Source organism: Sanguibacter sp. HDW7, assembly GCF_011300875.1.
GTDB lineage: Bacteria > Actinomycetota > Actinomycetes > Actinomycetales > Cellulomonadaceae > Flavimobilis.
Genome location: NZ_CP049862.1, coordinates 3,321,653 through 3,339,727, shown reverse-complemented (window position 1 = coordinate 3,339,727; position 18,075 = coordinate 3,321,653). Strand labels below are relative to the sequence as shown.

Sequence of the window (18,075 nt, the reverse complement as noted above, 5' to 3'; positions counted from 1 at the left end):
TCTGGGACGCAAGGCCCGGAATACTCACGGCGCACACCGTCCCCCGCACGACCCAACGTCCCCCTCGTTCCCGACGGATCGACGCGTTCCGCCCATACGATGGGGGGAAGGCGTCGATCCGTCGGGAGGGGGGACGACGAGGCCGCCCGCACCGGGTGGTGCGGGCGGCCTCGTGGCGTCGGGGCTCAGGCCCTCGCGTCGTCCCCGACGTGGAGGACGAGCTGCGTCCCGGGCCCGGCTGCCTCGACGAGGCGCACGCGCGCGAGCGCGGGGTGCTCCTCGAGCAGCCGCGCACCGTTCGCGAGCGCCCGCAGCGCGGCGGTCTCGGCCCGCGCCTCCTCGAGGCGCGCCTGCCCGCGGGTCCGCGCCGTGACGAGCTCGGTCCGCGCGTCACGGACGGCGGGCGGCAGGATCACGTCGCGCAGGACGACCTCGTCGACCTCGACGCCGACGGCGGTCGCCGCCGGCACGAGCGCGGCCGTGAGCGCGGCGCTCCCGACGGCGTCGGGCCGCGCCGCAAGGTTCTCGGCATCGACGGCCGCGACCGCGCTGCGGAGCACGATCTGCGCCGCGAGGTGCATCTCGGCCTCGGCGTCGGTCGCCGCTGCGTGGAAGGTCACGGGGTCGACGACGCGCCAGCGCACGGCGAGCGTCGCTCGGACGCCGAGGCCGTCAGCCGTGAGGACGTCCTGGGGTGCGAGGACGAGGAGCCTGCGACGCGTGTCGACACGGACGACACGGGTGCGGCCCCGACGACGGTGCCGACCGGGGCCGAACACACCGAGGAGGACGCCGTCGCGGAAGGCGAGGACGTTCTCGTCGGGCTGGACGGTGAGATGGCGGCGGAACATGGTGGGCGACCCCCTTCGGATCGTCTCGGTGGGTCCCGGGGCGGATGCCACAGGATGGTGCGGAGCGGTCGCGCTGCTGCGACCGTCGCCCGGCCGGCCTGCCGGTGGCGGGGGCCACGACGAGGTCGTGACCCGCAGGGCCGTGGGCGGGCGTGGTCGGCCGGACGACGGTCAGGGAGTTGAACCCATGCGTTGAGAGCGCGTTGCCATGCGTGAGAAGTCACGCATCCGACGTCCTCAGGTGACGTGCGGGACCGCAGGCCGTACCCGGCTGCGGCCGCTCCCCGGGGGTCGGCGAGCAGCGACGCTACCGGGGGAGATGCATGGTGCGCGACGGTTTTTCCGCCCCGCGGGTGCGGCCCTACGCTGCGGTCATGACGCACCGCGAGGACTGGACCGTGACGACCCATGCGTGGACCGCGGACGTCGACGTCGCGCACCTCGAGGACGTGCGTGCGGCGGCGCCGGTCCACGCGGCGGGCGGGCTCACGCACCTCGTGCTCGAGGTGCTCGCGTACGCGGCGGAGGAGGCCGAGGCGCAGGGGCGCACGGGCAGGGCCCGCGTCGTGCGGCACTCCGACGGCTCGGTGTCGGTCGCTGACGACGGGCGGGGCACGGACACCCGCGTCGACGCCTCGGGCGCTCCCGTGCGCAAGCCGGTCATGGCGACGCGCGACGTGCGCTTCTTCGACCGCGCGGACGCACCGCTCCTCGCGGACGGCCGCCCACGGGCCGGCATGAGCACGGTTGCGGCGCTGTCCGAGGTCCTCGACCACACGAACCGACGCCTCGAGGGGGCGTGGACGCAGCGGTACGTCCACGGCGTGCCGGCCTCGGCGCTCGACGGCGTGGCCCCGGACGGCACGACGGGCACGACGGTGCGCTTCCGGCCCGACGCCGATCTCGTCGCGGACGTCGACCTCGACGTCACGCTGCTGGCCGTCGTCGCGGGGCTCGACGTCGAGGTCGTCGACGAGCGCTGAGCGTCGTCGGCGGGGCGATCTCAGCCAGCCAGGCCCGCCATCTCGGTCGCGGTGCCCGGCGACCGTCGCCGGGGTGGTCGCACGAGGAAGAACGTGCCGACCGCGGGGCCGAGGGTCACGAGGACCCACCACGGCATGCCGACGGCGGGCGCTGTGACGAGCTGCGTCGCGGCGTCGTCGCCACCCGCGGCGTCGGGCCCGTCGACCCGCTCCCCGCGAACGAGGAGCCGATGGGTGTTGACGTACCGCGGCGTGCACGTCACGAGGGTGACGTAGTCCTTGCCGGGCACCTGGCGCAGCAGCTCGGACTCGTCGGGCAGCACGGTCGCGATGTGGTCGACCCGGTAGTGGAGGAGCTCGCCCAGGACGAGGATCGAGAAGGTGTCCCCGACCGTGAGCCTGTCGAGGTCGTCGAAGAGCGTCGCGTCGACGTAGCCGGAGTGGGCGGTGAGGACGGGGTGCACGCCCGTGCCCCCGACGGGCAGGCCCGAGCCGTAGAAGTGCCCGACGCCGCGCGTGAGCGTCTCCTCGGACGTGCCGTGGTAGACGGGCAGGTCGACGCCGATCGCGGGGATGCTCAGCTGGGCCATGGGCGTGTCGGCGCCGGCCGTGGGTAGGCGGAGCTCGGACTCGTAGCGCGTGCGTCCCTCGTCGAGGCTCACGGCCTCGCCGCTCTCGTTGAGCACGTACGGGTCGCGCAGGGGTCCGTTGGGGAGGTTCGCGTTGTAGTCGTGCGCCGAGGTGAGGATGCGCTCGACGTCGGCGGGGTCGAGCGCGTCGACCCCCTGGTGGTAGGCGACGAGCTGGTCAGCCTGGATGACGTCGGTGATCCAGGGTGCGGCGAGCGGGTAGGAGAGGATCGCCCCGCCGACGAGCGCGACGACGACAGCGACGATCCCGGACGCCGCCCAGGGGCGTCGCGCCCGGACGTGTCGCTGGTGCCGTGCCGTCGTCGTCGCACTCATCGTGGGTCCTCGGGTCGTGCGGCGGGCGACGCCCGCCGCACGACCCGATCATGTCAGGCTCCGGCGCCCTGTCGGCGCGCGCGGATGACGAGGAGGACGCCGCCCGTGAGGACGAGCGCGCCGAGCAGGCCGAAGACGCCCGTCGCGATCTGTCCACCGGTGAGCGGGAGCTCCGGCTTGAGGACGTTGGGGACCTCGATGTCGCCGTGCGGCAGGACGTTCGAGGCGGCCGCGTCGAAGAGGACGTTGATCGCGCCGAAAGGCGCGGCGGCGAGCTCGTAGCCCGCGGGCGCCTTGGTCTCGAGGAGCCAGTAGCCCTGGAAGTCGGCCGGGTTGGTGAGGAGGGCACCGTCCTGCCAGTTGGAGGCGCGCAGGCCCGTGATGCTCACGGTGCCGTCAGCGGCCGTCGTGAACGTCTCGACGAGCGCGCCGGTGCCGTTCTGCTGCGCCTGGAGGGGGAGCGCGGAGTTCGCGGCGGGGTTCGCCGCATAGGCACGGGCGTCGGCCTCGGACGCGAAGACCTTGAACTCGGCGCCGGCGAGGGGCGCGTCGGTCTCGTCGTCCGTCTTGAGGATGTTGATCTCACCGAAGCGCGAGACGACCTCGGGGGTGTCGATGCCGGGGCCCGTCTCGGGGAAGGACTCGTTGGGGAAGATCGTCGCGGTGTTGGCGATGATGCCGTCGGCGGGCAGCGAGACGACGGTCGACGTGAAGGTGAGCGCGATCTGCGCGGCCGTGCCGACGACGTCGTTGAGCGCGTCGAGGCCGGTGGCGGTGAGGCGGACGACGAGCGTGTTGTCGGTCGCGGCGTCGTAGAGGATCGTGTAGTCGGCCGCGGCGAGCGCGGTGCCGCCGACGGTCACGGCCACGTTGTCCGCGAGGGGCGCGCCGATCGTCAGGTGGTCGACGAGCACGTCCTTGAAGACGAACTTCGTCGTCGTCTGCGCGGGCACGGGAGCGGCGACGGTCCAGTCGATCGTGTCGCCGATCTCGTACGTCGTGCCGGGGCCGTCGTCGACGGTCTTCGTGACGGTCGAGCGGAGGTTCTTCGGGTAGACGTGGACGTCGTAGAGCCACGTGTTGAGGGCCGTCGGGTGGGTCATGGGGACGGTGACGACGAACGGCGCGGCGGGCGAGATGCCGTCCGCGACCTGCGCGGGCGTGAGCTTCTCGCTCACGAGGTACGCGCCGACGGCGAGGCCGGGGAACGTCGCGGTGCCGGTGACGACGGCGGTCGGCTGCGAGACGGCGGGGCCGAGGTCGCCCGCGTCGATGGTCGACGGGTCGTCGGCGAGGTCGCGGGCCGTGCTCCAGCCGGCGGTGGTCGTGAGGTCGACGTTCGTGATGAGCTGGACGTCGAACTGGATGCCGTCGAGCGCCGTGCCGGGAGCGGCGGGGTTCTCGAGGCCGTTGCCGGGCGTGAGGGTGCCGGTCGGGTTGAGGCGCTTGTGGACGTGGAGCGTCCCGGTCGCGGCGGGGTCGATGATCGGTGCGGCCTGGGCGGCACCGGCACCGCCGACGAGGGCGAGCACGCCGACGGCGAGCACGGCCGCTGCGCGGCGCCAGAGGGTGGAGCGGGTCACTGTGTTTCTCCCTTGGTGGTGGTCCCTGAGATGTACGGGGGGGCCGGGTCGCGTCGCGTGCACATGCCCGGCGGGCTGGAGCGGGTCGGGGGGGTCACGGCCTCCCGGTGCGGGTGCGTCGTCGGGCGCGTACGCCGACGGCGCAGGCGAGGGCGCTGAGGAGGATCCCGACGGCGAGGAGCACGGTGGGCCGCTCCCCTCCGGACTCGGGCAGGTCGAGCGCGGGAACGTCCTGGACGACGACGGTCCACGCGTGGTCGTCGGCCGTGTCGTCGCGGACGGAGAGGAAGCTCGTCGGGTCGGCGAGCGTCACGGCGCCGTCCGCGGCGACAGTGAGCTCGACGGGCGTGGCGAGGAGCTGGAAGCCGGGCAGCGCCTGGGTCTCGACGAGCCAGTACGTGCCGGGCTCGAGCTGCGTGCGGAAGAGCCCGGTCTTCCCGGCGACGGCGTCGACGGGTTCGACGACGACGGTCGAGAGGTCGGCGTCGGAGTAGACCGCCCACTGCGAGCCGTCCATGGGGACGACGGTGCCGGTGAGGTCCTCGCCGCGCTTCTCGACCTGGAGGAGCAGCGGCGTGCGCTGGTCGGTCGAGCACGGGTCGGTCGGGGCGCAGTCGAGGGGCGGCAGGTCGCCGCCGCCGACGGGGTCGGTCCCGGAACCGGTGACGGAGTTGCGGAGGGTCGTGGCCCAGGCGTCGGCGGCGACGGTGACGCGGTAGGTGAGGACCGCGGTCGTCGGCGTCGTCGTGCCGGCGGCGGTCGTCGCGGCGGGCAGGGTGACGGGCCCGACCTCGAGGAGGTGGGAGGCGTCGGGCGCGGCCGGGAGCGAACCGGCCGCGGGGGTCCCGTCGACGACGAGGTTCACGGAGCCGGCGACGAACGTCGCCTTGGGGCCCGTAGGCCCGGCCGGGTCGGCGAGGAGGTCGCTGAGGTCGTCGACGAAGGTCGCGTCGACGTCCGCGGGGCCCGCGTTCGTCGCGGTGACGGAGTAGACGAGGGTCGTGCCGGGCTGGACGAGGGAGCCGTCGGGCAGCGTCGTGCCCGGCTCGGCGGCGTCGGCGACGGTCTTCGCGAGCGTCCAGGCGGGGGTCGTGTGGACGGTTGCGCACGTCGCGTCGTCGGGGTCGGCGGGTGGCGCGCAGGTCTCGGGGTCGCCCGAGGTCGCGTCGCCGACGACGACGTTGCGCAGGGTGGTGCCGCCGGCGACATCGAGGTCGACGGTGACGCGGTAGCGGAGCGTCGCGGTCGCGCCGTGCGGGAGGTCGAACGGCGCGGTCGTGAGCGTCGTGCCGACGGGATCGGCGACGGCGAGGGGGGTGTCGGAGCCGATCGTCAGGGTTGCGGAGCCGGGGACGAACGTCGCGTCGTCGAGCACGTCGTCGAGGTCGTCGGTGAGGACGACCCCGCGCACGTCGCCGCGGCCGGCGGCTCCGTCGGCGGTCGCGGTGACGCTGTAGGCGATCTCGGTGCCGGCCGTGACGGTCGTGCCGCTCGCGGGGTCGGCGGTCTTGGCGACGCGCCACGTGTCGCCGGGTCGCAGCACGAGCTCGGCGTCGTCCGTGTTGTTGCTGAGGTCGGTCTCCTGGGGTCCGCCCGCGGGGGATGCGGTGACGGTCGCGGTGTTGGGGTACGTGCCGACGCTCGCGGCGGGGTCGACGGTTCCCGTGACGACGACGGTGACGGCGGCCGTCGGCGTCGTCGTGCGGTCGGGTGAGTGCCACTCGAGGGCGTTCGCGGCGGTGAGCGGGCCGGTGCCGGAGACGCTCGTCGTCCACGGGTCGGCGGAGGTCGCGCGGACCTGGGCGCCGCCGGTCGCGGTCGCGGTCCACGTGACGTCCTGGGGATCGGCGAACGGGACCGCGGTCATCGGGTCGGTGAGCGTCGCGGGATAGGCGGGGTCGAGGGGCGAGGGGCCCTCGTTCGTCGCGACGAGCCGGTAGGCGACGGTGTCACCGGCCTGGCCGGTGACGGTGTCGTGCCAGGTGGTCGATGCGTCGGTGGTGCCGAGCGCGACGGTCTTGTCGACCGCGAGGTCGGTCGGGGACGTCACGCGGAGGTTGCGGATCTGGTGGAAGTTCACGGCCCAGCCGGTCGACGCGGCGAAGCCGAGCCGGAACTGCGCGGGCATGGCGGCCTGGAACTGGCTGTCGGCGAGGTCGTAGCTGAACTGCTCGGTGAACGTCGGTGCCGCGGCGGGGCGCCACTCCCCCGCGGCGCCGCTGCACGCAGCGCCGACGAGCCCGTTGGGCACCTTCGTCACGGGGTCGACGCAGATGTCGTCGGACATGGAGAGCTTGGGGGTCCACGAGACTGCGACGTTCCGGGAGCCGTCGGCCTGAGGGGTGAGCGTGACGCGGACGCGGCGGTAGCCGTGCGCGTCGTTCTTCGGGTTGTCGATCCACGCGCCGGTCGTCGTGCTCCCGTGGGCGCCGGTGCCGGCGAGCCAGCGGTAGCCGCCCTTGGGCTCGGTGAGCGAGTCGAACGTCGTCGTGCCGGTGACGCTCACGTCGGGCCACGTGCTGACGGCCGCGTTCCGCGGCACGGAGATCGTGCGGTAGGCCTGGTCGCTGCCCGTCGTGCGCCTGTAGCGGACGTCGTAGGCGCCGGTGTAGGCGGCGTCGACGGGGATGCGGGCGGTGGCGTAGCCGCGCGGGTCGTTGAGGTTGCTCGCGGGGACGGAGGCGACGAGCTCGGTCGGGACGGCCGTCCACGTGACGTCGGAGGCCTTCTTGTACTGCCACGCGTACGTCGCGGGGTCGTCGGCGGCGTTCCATCGCACCTGGAACGCGGAGAGGTACCCAGGCCGGGTCGTGAGCGGATGGCGGATCAGTCCGTAGCTGCGTTCGAGCTGCGCCTGGTTCGCGGTGTTGCAGGAGGCCGCGTTGAGGAAGCGGACGCCGGAGCCGCGCAGGCCGATGGACTGCATGAGCCGAGTGTTGAGCGCGTTCGGGTGCTGGCCGGAGACGGAGCTGGGGCGGGTGCCGCGGTTGGCGCTGTCGATGAAGGTCTCGGCCTTCTGGAAGTTGCCGTAGACGTCGAACCCGATGCCGAGATAGGCGCCGGCGATGCCGGGCTGGGCGGGGCACCAGGAGTCGCCGGTGTTGGAGACGCTCGAGTAGCCGAGCGCGGCGCCGTAGCCACCAGGCTGGGTGGAGTCGGTGTCGACCTCGGTGGGGCGTCCGTAGTCGCGGGCGTTCGCGTCGACGAGGAACAGCGAGATGCCGTCGCCGCCGCCCTGCAGGAGCGTTCCCATCTTGCCGTTGTTGGTCCGGTAGACACGCTGGTCGTACTCGATGACGACGCCGCGCGCGGAGGAGAACGAGGTCTGGTTGAGGACGAAGCCGGCCTCGCCGAGGCCGTCCTGGGTGTTGTCGCTCGTGAGCGTGAGCCAGCTGCCGTCACGGGCCACGTCGTACGTCGCGAGGCAGGTTGGCCAGGGGCTGCAGTCCGCGGTGTTTCTCGAGTGGACGACCTGGTTGTTCTGCGCGACGGTGCGCAGCTGCGGGGTCCAGCGCGCGCCGCGGACGGCCCATGCGGTCCCGAGCGGTCCGGCCTGGAGGGCGTCGTCGATGAAGACGGTGTCACCGTTGCCGGCGGCGTCGGCGACGTCGGGCACGGTGAGGAGCGTGAGGCCTCCCGCCACGAGCGCGAGTGCGCTGAGTGCGGCTGCGGGTCGAAGGTTCATCGTCCTGTTCCGGTGGGGGTCTGGATCACCTCGCAACGACGCGGCTTGACCCGTCCTTGACGAAGGCAGTTCCCAGAGTTGCGGCGCTTGCTGCAAGTTGCAAGGCTCGTTGCCCACCCATAAAACGCATAACGGCCCGCGTCGCGGGTGAGTTTTCCCCAGTATTCCCAGTGGGAGCGTTTTCATCCCATGATGTCGGTGCAAACGGCTGCGCGCGTATCGATCCCGCCCGCGTGGGCATGAAGCTGTGCCCCGGGCACGACGAAGGCCCCGGACCATTGGTCCGGGGCCTTCGATCTCGCGTGCGTGAGGGGGGACTTGAACCCCCACGCCCTTGCGGGCACTGGCACCTGAAGCCAGCGCGTCTGCCATTCCGCCACTCACGCGAGCACTCTTGCGAGCCTCGAAAGGCTAGCACGGCGACCAGGACACCACCGAATCACCCCCGCGATCGGCCACGACGCACGCGATCCGCACAGCGCGTCCACGTGTTCAGGCCCCGCCGCACGCTGCGCGCCGATAGCATGCAAGGGCGTTCGTCGTGCCCGACGACGACCCCGACGCGCTGCGAGCGTGCCGGACGACAACAGGGGATGGAGGTGCCATGGGCGTCCTGGACCGCTTCGAGAAGGGCGTGGAGAAGGTCGTCAGCACTGCCTTCTCCCGTGCGTTCCGCTCCGAGCTCAAGCCCGTCGAGCTGGCGAGCGCCCTGCGCCGAGAGGTCGACGACAAGGCTGCCGCGGTGGACCGCGACCGCACCGTCGTCCCCAACGAGTTCACGTTCGCGCTCGCGCCCGACGACTTCGACCGCATCGAGCGGTGGGGCGCTGAGACCCTCGCAGACGAGCTCGCGGCCAACGTCACGGATCACGCGACGTCGCAGGGCTACGCGTTCGTCGGGCCCGTCACCGTGACGTTCGAGCTGCACGACGACGTCACCGCAGGCCGTTACGAGCTCTCGTCGCGCACTGTGCGTGGCGCGGTCGCGCCCGTGTCGGCGAGCCCGAGCTCGCGCCACCCGCTCGTCGACATCGACGGGCAGCGCTACCTCCTCACGGGTCCCGTCACGGTCATCGGCCGTGGCTCGGAGGCCGACATCGTCGTCGACGACCCTGGTGTGAGCCGGCGTCACCTCGAGATCCGCATCACGCCCGACGGTGTCGTCGCGACGGACCTCGGCTCGACGAACGGCCTGTTCGTCGAGGGCCACCAGGTGCCTGCGGCGACCTTGCTCGACGGCAACAGCCTGACGATCGGCCGGACCAGGATCATGTTCTGGACCGGTTCCGCGCCCGACGACGCCCAGGACCGGTGACCGCAACCCCATGAGCGAGCTGACGATCACCCTGCTCCGGCTGGGCTACCTCGCCGCGCTGTGGCTGTTCGTCCTCGTCGCCATCGGCGTGCTGCGGCGCGACATCTACGGCACGAAGGTCTCGACGCGCGCGACCGCGCCCGGTGCCCGACGCTCGCGCGCCGCCTCGGCGCCGCGTCCCGCGGAGACGTCTGAGCCGCGCGCCCGTGCGGCGGAGGCGCGCCCGACGCGCCTCGTCGTCACGGACGGCAACCTCACCGGCACGACGATCCCCCTGGGTGAGTCGGCCATCCTCATCGGCCGCGCGGCGGCGTGCACGCTCGTCCTCGACGACGACTACGCCTCCTCGCGCCACGCACGGATCTTTCCGCAGGGCGACCGCTGGGTCGTCGAGGACCTCGGGTCGACGAACGGCACGTTCGTCGGCACCGAGCGTCTCGTCGAGCCGCTCGTCCTACCGGTCGGGACCCCCGTGCGCATCGGTCAGAGCGTCCTCGAGCTGCAGAGGTGACCCCCGTGCCCATCGCGTTGCGCTATGCCCTTCGTTCCGACGTCGGGCTCGTGCGATCGAACAACCAGGACTCGGGTTTCGCCGGTCCCAACCTTCTCGTCGTCGCGGACGGCATGGGAGGGCATGCGGGCGGTGACGTCGCGTCCTCGATCGCCGTCGCGACGTTCGCTCCGCTCAACGACGACTCGTTCGGCGCGGACGACGCTGTCGCGGAGCTCGAGCGAGCGGTCGACGAGGCCCAGGAGGCGCTCGTCGCGAGGTCGACGGCGGAGCCGGAGCTCTCGGGCATGGGCACGACGGTGACGGCGCTGCTGCGCGCGGGCTCGATGCTCGCGATGGCGCACATGGGCGACTCCCGCGCGTATCTGCTGCGTGAGGGTGAGCTCACGCAGGTGACGACGGACCACACGTTCGTCCAGCACCTCGTCGACACGGGCAAGATCACGCCGGAGGAGGCGGAGGTCCACCCGCAGCGCTCGGTCGTCATGCGCGTCCTGTGCGACTTCGGTCTCGGCCTGCGTCCCGACCTCTCGGTCCGCGAGGGCCGGCCGGGCGACCGCTGGCTGCTGTGCTCGGACGGCCTGTCGGGGTACGTCTCGCACGACACGATGCGCACGACGCTCGCGGAGATCGACGACCCGGGCCTGTGCACGGAGCGGCTCGTCCAGCTCGCGCTGCGCGCGGGCGGCCCGGACAACATCACGTGCATCGTCGCGGACGTCCTCGATCCGGACGCTCTGCCGGAGGGCGTCGAGCCGACGTCGTCGATCGAGGTCGCCGGCGCGGCGGCCGTCGAGCGCGACGTCCCGTCCGCCGCGGCCGAGAGCCCGGCGGCGAAGGCCGCGGCGCTCGCTGCGGCGGCGACCTCGCCCGAGGCTGATCCTGAGTCCGAGGAAGCAGCCGCGGAGGACGTCGAGGTCGATGTCGAGGCCAACGCGTCGGCGCTCCCTCGGCGGCGTCGCCGGACGGTCGCCCGGATCGTGTGGTCGCTCGTCGCGCTCCTCGTCCTCGGCGGAGGCGGCTGGGGCGCGTACGCGTGGACGCAGACGCAGTACTACCTGGGGGTCGACGACGGCCACGTCGCGATCTTCCGCGGCATCCCGCAGAGTGTCGGGCCGGTGTCGCTCTCGCACGTGCTCCTCACGACGGAGACGCGCGTCGAGGACCTCGACCCGTTCAAGGCGGACCGTCTGCGCGCGACGATCCACCAGCCCTCCTACGTCGCGGCACGCACGCACGCGCTGTCGCTCGCTGTCGAGGCCGCGAGCCCGACGCCGACGGAGACCCCGTCCGTCACCCCGACCCTCGACCCGACGGCGCCGGTCGAGCCTGCCCCGACGACCGACGGCGGGGCCACCCCATGACGCGGGTCACCGGGACGGTGTGATGGCCACCGTCGAGCCCGGGACGACGAGGACGGGTCGCGCGCGGGAGCTGGGGCTCCTCGTCGGCGCGATCGTCCTCGGCATGGGCGCGTTCGCCCAGGTCGAGCTCGCGGTCCACGACACCCTCCCTGCGGACTTCTACCTCAGCACGGCGGGTCTCGTCGTGCTCGCGACGGTCCTGCACCTGCTCGTGCGCCGTGTGGCGCCGTTCGCGGACCAGGTGATCCTGCCGGTCGCGGTCGCGCTCAACGGCATCGGGCTCGCGATGATCCACCGGCTCGACCTCGCCGCGCAGGAGGCGGGGCGTACGTCGGAGCTCGCGGGCAAGCAGCTGGGGATCACGGCGGTGGGTGTCATCGCCGCGGCCGCGGTCCTCGTCCTCCTGCGCGACCACCGGGTGCTGCGCAGGCGCGCGTACCTCGCGATGATCCTCGCGCTCGGCCTCATCGTCCTGCCGTTCGTCCCAGGCCTGGGTGTCGCGAACTACGGTGCCCGCATCTGGATCTCGGTCGCGGGCTTCTCGCTGCAGCCGGCAGAGCTCGCGAAGATCGCGCTCGCGATCTTCTTCGCGGGGTACCTCGTGACGAACCGTGACACGCTCGCGCTCGCCGGCCCGCGCGTGCTCGGCGTCCAGCTCCCCCGCGCCCGGGACCTCGGGCCGCTCATCGTCGTGTGGGCGGTGAGCCTCGCGATCCTCGTGCTGCAGCGGGACCTCGGCACGTCGTTGCTCATCTTCGGGCTCTTCATCGCGATGCTCTACGTCGCGACGGAGCGCATCTCGTGGATCGCGATCGGCATGGTGCTCTTCGCGGGCGGTGCGGCGCTCGCCGCGAAGACGTTCGGGCACGTCGCAGCGCGTTTCGACGTGTGGCTCAACCCGATGGACCCGACGATCTACGACCGCGCGCCGGGCGGCTCCTACCAGCTCGTCCAGGGGTTGTTCGGTCTCGCGTCGGGCGGCATGCTCGGCACGGGTTGGGGCCAGGGCCACCCGAACCTCGTGACGTTCGCGGAGTCGGACTTCATCATCGCGGCGCTCGGCGAGGAGCTCGGCCTCACGGGCCTGCTCGCGATCCTCATGCTCTACGTCGTCCTCGTCCAGCGTGGGTTCCGCACGGCGATCGGTGTGCGCGACGGCTTCGGCAAGCTGCTGGCGTCGGGCCTCGCGTTCGTCGTCGCGTGGCAGGTGTTCGTCGTCGTCGGCGGCATCACGCGCGTCATCCCGCTCACGGGCCTCACGACGCCGTTCCTCGCGTACGGCGGGTCGTCGCTGCTCGCGAACTGGATCATCGTCGCGATCCTCCTGCGGATCTCGGACGCGGCGCGGCGGCCCGCGCCGCTGCCTGTGCGCGGCGGAGCCGCGCCCGTCATCCACGACGCGGCGGCGACGCCCGAGGAGATCGACGACGAGCCCGACGACGCGGTCCCCTACCCGGAGCCGGACGCGGACACGCAGGCTACGGAGGTGATCCGGTGAACGCCGCGATCCGCCGCGTCTCGACCGTCGCGATCGTCCTCCTGCTCGCGCTCATGGTCGCGGCGACGAACATCCAGGTGCGCGAGGCTCCGGCGCTCAACGCCGACGGCCGCAACGTGCGCTCGATCTACCGCGAGTTCGGTGTCTCGCGCGGCCCGATCATCGTCGACGGCAAGGCGGTCGTCTCGTCGGTGCCGTCGGACGACGCGTTCGGCTACCAGCGGACCTACACGGACGGGCGGCTGTTCTCCCACGTCACGGGCTACTTCTCGATCGTCTTCGGGCGGGACGGGATCGAGCGTGCGGAGAACGAGGTGCTCAACGGCACCGCCGACTCCTTCTTCCTGCGCCGCATGCAGGACCTCATCACGGGTCACCAGCAGCGCGGCGGGTCGGTCGAGCTCACGTTGTCGCGCACCCTCCAGGAGGTTGCGACGAAGGCGCTCGGCTCGCAGCGCGGGGCTGTCGTCGCGCTCGACGTCGAGACGGGGGCGATCCTCGCGATGGTCTCGACGCCGACGTACGACCCGGCGGTGCTCGCGAAGCACAGCTCGTCGAAGGTCAACGAGGCGTACCAGGAGCTCCTCGCCGACGACACGCACCCGCTGCGCAACCGCGCGACGTCGACGATCTACCCCCCGGGTTCGACGTTCAAGATCCTCACGGCGGCAGCAGCACTCGAGTCGGGGCAGTTCACGGCGGACACCGTCATCCCCGCGCCGGACACGTTCAAGCTGCCGCAGTCGTCGTCGGTCCTGCAGAACTTCGGCGGTTCGCGCTGCTCGCCCAGCGGCGAGCAGTCGCTCGCCGACGCCCTGCGGATCTCCTGCAACACCGCGTTCGCGCAGCTCGGCCTCGACGTGGGCCAGGACCAGCTCCGCCGGACCGCAGAGGCCTTCGGCTTCAACGAACGCTCGTCGGTGCCGATCCCGGTCTCGGCGTCGAACTTCCCCAGCGAGCTCTCTGCGCCGGAGCTGGCGCTCAGCTCGATCGGCCAGATGGACATCGCGGCGACGCCGTTGCAGATGGCGTCGGTCGCCCAGGCTGTCGCGAACGGCGGCGACCGTCTCGAGCCCTACCTCGTCGAGCGCGTGCGGGACGCGAACCTCGACATCGTCTCGAGCACGGACCCGACGAGCGCGGGGCGTGCCGTGTCGGCGTCGACGGCGCGCGCCCTCACGGAGATGATGGTCGGCGTCGTCGACTCGGGCTCGGGCACCGCCGCTCGCATCCCGGGCGTCAAGGTCGCGGGCAAGACGGGCACAGCACAGACGACCAAGGAGGCCGCGCCGCACGCGTGGTTCATCGGCTTCGCGCCCGTGGACGCGCCGAAGATCGCGGTGGCGGTCGTCGTGGAGAACGGCGGCTCGATGGGCTCCGAGGCGACGGGCGGTGCCGTCGCGGCGCCGATCGCGCGCAAGGTGCTCGAGGCGGGGCTGCGATGAGGCCGAAGGCGGGGCTCGTCCTCGGGAACAGGTACCGGCTCGTGCGGCAGATCGCGGTCGGCGGCATGGGTGAGGTCTGGGTCGCGCACGACCAGTCCCTCGCGCGCGACGTCGCGGCGAAGGTCCTCAAGGAGGAGTACGCGGGCAACGAGGACTTCCTCGAGCGCCTGCGCACCGAGGCGCGCAACGCGGCGGGCCTCAGCCACGAGAACATCGCGCAGCTCTTCGACTACGGGGAGCAGGACGGCTCGGGCTATCTCATCCTCGAGCTCGTCGTGGGCGAGCCCATGAGCGACCTCCTCGAGCGTGAGCCTGTGCTCCCCCTGCGACGACTGCTGCCGATCCTGTCGCAGGCCGCGCGCGGTCTGCACGCCGCGCACGTCGGCGGTGTCGTCCACCGTGACGTCAAGCCGGGCAACATCCTGCTCGAGCACGGTGTCACGGTGAAGATCACGGACTTCGGCGTCTCGCTCGGCGCCAACCAGGTGCCGATGACGGCCGCGGGCATGGTCATGGGCACCGCGCAGTACCTCTCTCCCGAGCAGGCGATCGGCCGCGCGGCGACGGGCGCGTCGGACATCTATGCGCTCGGCATCGTCGCGTACGAGTCGCTCGTGGGGCACCGACCCTTCACGGGTGCGACGGCGGTCGACATCGCTGTCGCGCACGTCAACGAGGCGGTCCCACCGCTGCCGGCGACGGTCCACAAGGGTCTGGGCACGCTCGTCATGCAGATGCTCGAGAAGGACCCGGAGAAGCGCCCGCGGTCGGCGGCGGCGCTCGCGCTGCGCCTCGACGAGCTCGGGCGCCTCGCGGAGCTCGACCCGTTGGGGCACCTCACCGAGCGCGTCGCACGGCACGGGGTCTCGGGCAGTGCCGCGCCGTCGGGCGCGTCGAGCGGGTCGGCAACGTCGACGGTCTCGCCCTCGTCGGCGTCGTCGGGCGTGCCCGCGTCCGCCCCGCCCGTGTCCGCGCCGGTGCCGGGCGGCGTCATGCCGCCGTCGTTCGCGCCGCGCACGCGTCGCGAGCTGCACGCGCGTCCGTCGGGTCCGGCCCCGGTCGTGCCCGACGTCGCCGACGGCACCGCGGCACGGGCAGCGGCGCCCCTCGTCGTGCCGGCGTCGGCAGCGACGCGCGCGATGCTCCACCGTCGGCCTGAGGCTCCTGCGCCGCGGACCGCGATCGAGCTTCCGGACGCAGGGGGCGCGAGCAGCCGCGCCCTGGCGGGCGCGGTGCCCTCGACCCACGCCGCGGACCGTCAGGGTGGCGCCGCCCCGTCCGTGGCGGCCCGGCCCGTCCCGGCGCTGCCGTCCCCACCCGTCTCCCCCGAGCGTCCGGCCCGCCCGGTCCCTCCGGTGCCGCTGCCCGAGACATCCGTCACCCTCGGCTGGGAGCCGGGCGGCACGTCGGGCGTGCCGCGACCACTCGGCGGTGCGCGGTGGACGCCGACGGGCTCGACGTCGCCCTCGGTCCGCCGCTCGACGTCGGCGCGGCCGGTTCCGGCGCCGCCTGCCGCGTCGCGCCGCACGACCGGGCTGCGGCTCGGCAGCCTCTCCTGGCCGCTCGTGGGGCTCGTCGTCCTCGTCGTCATCATCGTCGTGGCGTCGATCCTCTCGGGTGCCGCGGGTCCTGCGGCCGCCGCACTTCTCGTCGTGGCGGGCCCGCTCAGCGGTCCCGCGGGCACGAGCCTCCGAACTGATGACAAGATTGCTGTGGCCGCGCGAGCGGCCCGGGGCCGCAGGGCGGTCCCCCCGACGAAAAAGGACGACTAGTGGATCACGAGGCACCCCGCATCCTTGCCGGACGCTACGAGGTCGGCGAGCTCATCGGCCGCGGTGGCATGGCCGAGGTGCACATCGGGCACGACGCCCGCCTGGGCCGCACGGTCGCAATCAAGATCCTGCGCTCCGATCTTGCCCGCGACCCGTCGTTCCAGGCCCGGTTCCGTCGTGAGGCGCAGTCTGCCGCGGCTCTCAACCACCCGGCGATCGTCGCGGTCTACGACACGGGCGAGGAGACGTACTCGGAGCCGTCCGGCAACGTGCGGCACGTCCCGTTCATCGTCATGGAGTACGTCGAGGGCCACACGGTCCGCGACATCCTGCGCACCGGGCACGCCGTGCCGATCGACGAGGCCGTGGAGATCGCCTCGGGCGTGCTCTCCGCGCTCGAGTACAGCCACCAGGCCGGGATCGTCCACCGCGACATCAAGCCCGCCAACGTCATGCTCACGCCGACGGGCGCGGTCAAGGTCATGGACTTCGGCATCGCGCGCGCAGTCGCGGACTCCGCGGCGACCATGACACAGACCCAGGCGGTCATCGGCACCGCGCAGTACCTCTCGCCCGAGCAGGCGCGCGGTGAGTCTGTCGATGCCCGCTCGGACCTCTACTCGGCGGGCTGCCTGCTCTTCGAGCTGCTCACGGGCCGTCCTCCGTTCCAGGGCGACTCCCCCGTCGCGGTCGCCTACCAGCACGTCCAGGAGGCCCCTCCGCGCCCGTCGAGCCTTGCGAACGACATCCCGGAGACGCTCGACCGCGTCGTCCTGAAGTCGCTCGCGAAGTCGCGCGTGGACCGCTACGGCTCGGCCGCAGAGTTCCGCGCGGACCTCGAGGCCGCAGCGCACGGTGGTCACGTCGAGGCTGCGGGCATCGCGGCTGTCGCTGCGGCCGCTGCGGCGACGCCCTCGGTCGACGACTCCGCGACGCAGGTGTTCGGCACGGCCGCCACGCAGGCGCTGCCTCAGCCCGTCCAGCCGATTCCGGCGACGGCGGGCTGGGCCCCGACGGGTGCAGGCACGTCGCCGTTCCCCGCGGTGGCCACGCCCGCACCGACGCCCCCGCAGGGTATCGCCCAGCACGAGCCCGACGGCCGTCGTCGGACGCTCATCTGGTCTCTCGTCGCCGTCGCGATCGTCGCGATCGTCGCGATCGTGCTCATCCTCCTCCTCAACCAGAACAACAAGGAGCCCGAGACCAAGAACGTGACGGTGCCGACGATCGTCGGCAAGTCGCGGACGGAGGTGAGCGCCGAGCTCGCCGCGCTCAACCTCAAGCTCGTCCCGGAGCTCGAGGACTCGACAGAGCCGAAGGACACCGCGCTGCGCTCGGACCCCGACGAGGGCGCCTCCGTCCCCGAGGGTTCCTCGGTGACTGTGTGGTTCTCCCCCGGGCCGAGCGCCACGAACGTCCCCGACCTCACGGGCCTCGACCAGACGCGGGCCGCGCAGGCTCTCAAGGACGCGGGCCTCGAGGTCGACACGACGCGCACCGAGCCGAGCGGCACGGTCGAGCTCGACCGCGTGACGCGGACGGAGCCCGCGGCCGACGCCACCGCGAAGAAGGGTGACAAGATCGTCCTCTTCATCTCGAACGGCAACACGGACGTCCCCGACTTCACCGGGGAGAAGCGCAAGGCTGTCGAGGACTTCTTCGCCGCGAACCCGCGCGTGAGCGCCTCTTACGACTTCGAGGAGTCGGCCGACGCGAAGCCCGGCACGGTGCTGCGTCAGGTGCCGGCCAACGGCCAGGTCAAGCACAGCACGGTCATCGAGATCATCATCGCGCGCGAGCCTGCCCCAGAGGTCGTCGTCGTCCCGACGAACCTCGTCGGCATGTCGCAGGCGGACGCCGAGGCTGCGCTGCGGGCACTCAACCTCGTGCCGAAGGTCCTCACCGAGCCGTCCGACAAGCAGCTTGCCGGCACGGTGTTCGACGTCCCGACGGCGGGCACGCCCGTCAACGAGGGCGACGAGGTCGTCATCTACGTGTCGACCGGCCCAGGGCCGCAGGCTCCGCCGACCGTCGACCCGACGACCGAGCCGCCTGCTGACGGCGAGGGCGACGGCGACGGCGGCGGCGACCAGGGCTGACCCA

The 18,075-nt window shown here is 72.6% G+C and carries 12 protein-coding genes and 1 tRNA gene; 8 read left to right on the top strand and 5 right to left on the bottom strand.

Going from position 1 to position 18,075, the window contains the following annotated elements:
- Positions 1-185 precede the first annotated feature (185 nt).
- Complete coding sequence (locus G7063_RS15035; protein ID WP_166415105.1) at positions 186-851, bottom strand: SPFH domain-containing protein; 666 nt, start codon at positions 849-851, stop codon at positions 186-188.
- A gap of 374 nt (positions 852-1,225) precedes the next feature.
- Between G7063_RS15035 and G7063_RS15030 the strand changes: the two genes are divergently transcribed.
- Complete coding sequence (locus G7063_RS15030) at positions 1,226-1,834, top strand: ATP-binding protein (RefSeq protein ID WP_166415104.1); 609 nt, start codon at positions 1,226-1,228, stop codon at positions 1,832-1,834.
- A 20-nt stretch (positions 1,835-1,854) separates the two neighbouring features.
- Here G7063_RS15030 and G7063_RS15025 read toward each other — a convergent pair whose 3' ends face one another.
- From G7063_RS15025 to G7063_RS15010, 4 genes are all read right to left on the bottom strand, one after another.
- Positions 1,855-2,799: a class C sortase gene (locus G7063_RS15025; protein WP_166415103.1), complete on the bottom strand. Its 945-nt coding sequence runs from the start codon at positions 2,797-2,799 to the stop codon at positions 1,855-1,857.
- Positions 2,800-2,852: 53 nt separating this feature from the next.
- Positions 2,853-4,382 carry a SpaH/EbpB family LPXTG-anchored major pilin gene (locus tag G7063_RS15020; protein ID WP_166415102.1) on the bottom strand — a complete coding sequence of 510 codons (1,530 nt, stop codon included), beginning with the start codon at positions 4,380-4,382 and terminating at the stop codon, positions 2,853-2,855.
- A 94-nt stretch (positions 4,383-4,476) separates the two neighbouring features.
- Positions 4,477-8,067 carry a SpaA isopeptide-forming pilin-related protein gene (locus G7063_RS15460; RefSeq protein WP_166415101.1) on the bottom strand — a complete coding sequence of 1,197 codons (3,591 nt, stop codon included), beginning with the start codon at positions 8,065-8,067 and terminating at the stop codon, positions 4,477-4,479.
- 303 nt (positions 8,068-8,370) lie between these two features.
- Positions 8,371-8,453: transfer RNA gene (locus G7063_RS15010), tRNA-Leu, on the bottom strand.
- Positions 8,454-8,671: 218 nt separating this feature from the next.
- Between G7063_RS15010 and G7063_RS15005 the strand changes: the two genes are divergently transcribed.
- Genes G7063_RS15005 through pknB form a run of 7 tightly spaced genes read left to right on the top strand, consistent with a single transcriptional unit; the run spans position 8,672 to position 18,071 of the window.
- Positions 8,672-9,382, top strand: a complete 711-nt coding sequence (locus tag G7063_RS15005) for a DUF3662 and FHA domain-containing protein (protein ID WP_166415100.1) — start codon at positions 8,672-8,674, stop codon at positions 9,380-9,382.
- Between the two features lie 10 nt (positions 9,383-9,392).
- Positions 9,393-9,893, top strand: a complete 501-nt coding sequence (locus tag G7063_RS15000) for an FHA domain-containing protein (RefSeq protein WP_166415099.1) — start codon at positions 9,393-9,395, stop codon at positions 9,891-9,893.
- Between the two features lie 5 nt (positions 9,894-9,898).
- On the top strand, positions 9,899-11,257 hold the full coding sequence (locus G7063_RS14995; protein ID WP_166415098.1) for a PP2C family serine/threonine-protein phosphatase: 1,359 nt from the start codon (positions 9,899-9,901) through the stop codon (positions 11,255-11,257).
- 22 nt (positions 11,258-11,279) lie between these two features.
- Positions 11,280-12,755 carry an FtsW/RodA/SpoVE family cell cycle protein gene (locus G7063_RS14990; RefSeq protein WP_166415097.1) on the top strand — a complete coding sequence of 492 codons (1,476 nt, stop codon included), beginning with the start codon at positions 11,280-11,282 and terminating at the stop codon, positions 12,753-12,755.
- Positions 12,752-14,200 (top strand): penicillin-binding protein 2, encoded by a 1,449-nt coding sequence (locus G7063_RS14985; protein ID WP_166415096.1) that lies wholly within the window; start codon positions 12,752-12,754, stop codon positions 14,198-14,200. Before G7063_RS14990 ends, G7063_RS14985 begins: the two co-directional genes overlap by 4 nt.
- Entirely contained in the window at positions 14,197-15,972 is a 1,776-nt protein-coding gene (locus tag G7063_RS14980) for a serine/threonine-protein kinase (protein WP_166415095.1), read from the top strand. The genes G7063_RS14985 and G7063_RS14980 overlap by 4 nt, the downstream gene beginning before the upstream one ends.
- Positions 15,972-18,071, top strand: a complete 2,100-nt coding sequence (gene pknB, locus G7063_RS14975; protein WP_166415094.1) for a Stk1 family PASTA domain-containing Ser/Thr kinase — start codon at positions 15,972-15,974, stop codon at positions 18,069-18,071. The genes G7063_RS14980 and pknB overlap by 1 nt, the downstream gene beginning before the upstream one ends.
- The last annotated feature ends 4 nt before the right edge of the window (positions 18,072-18,075 follow it).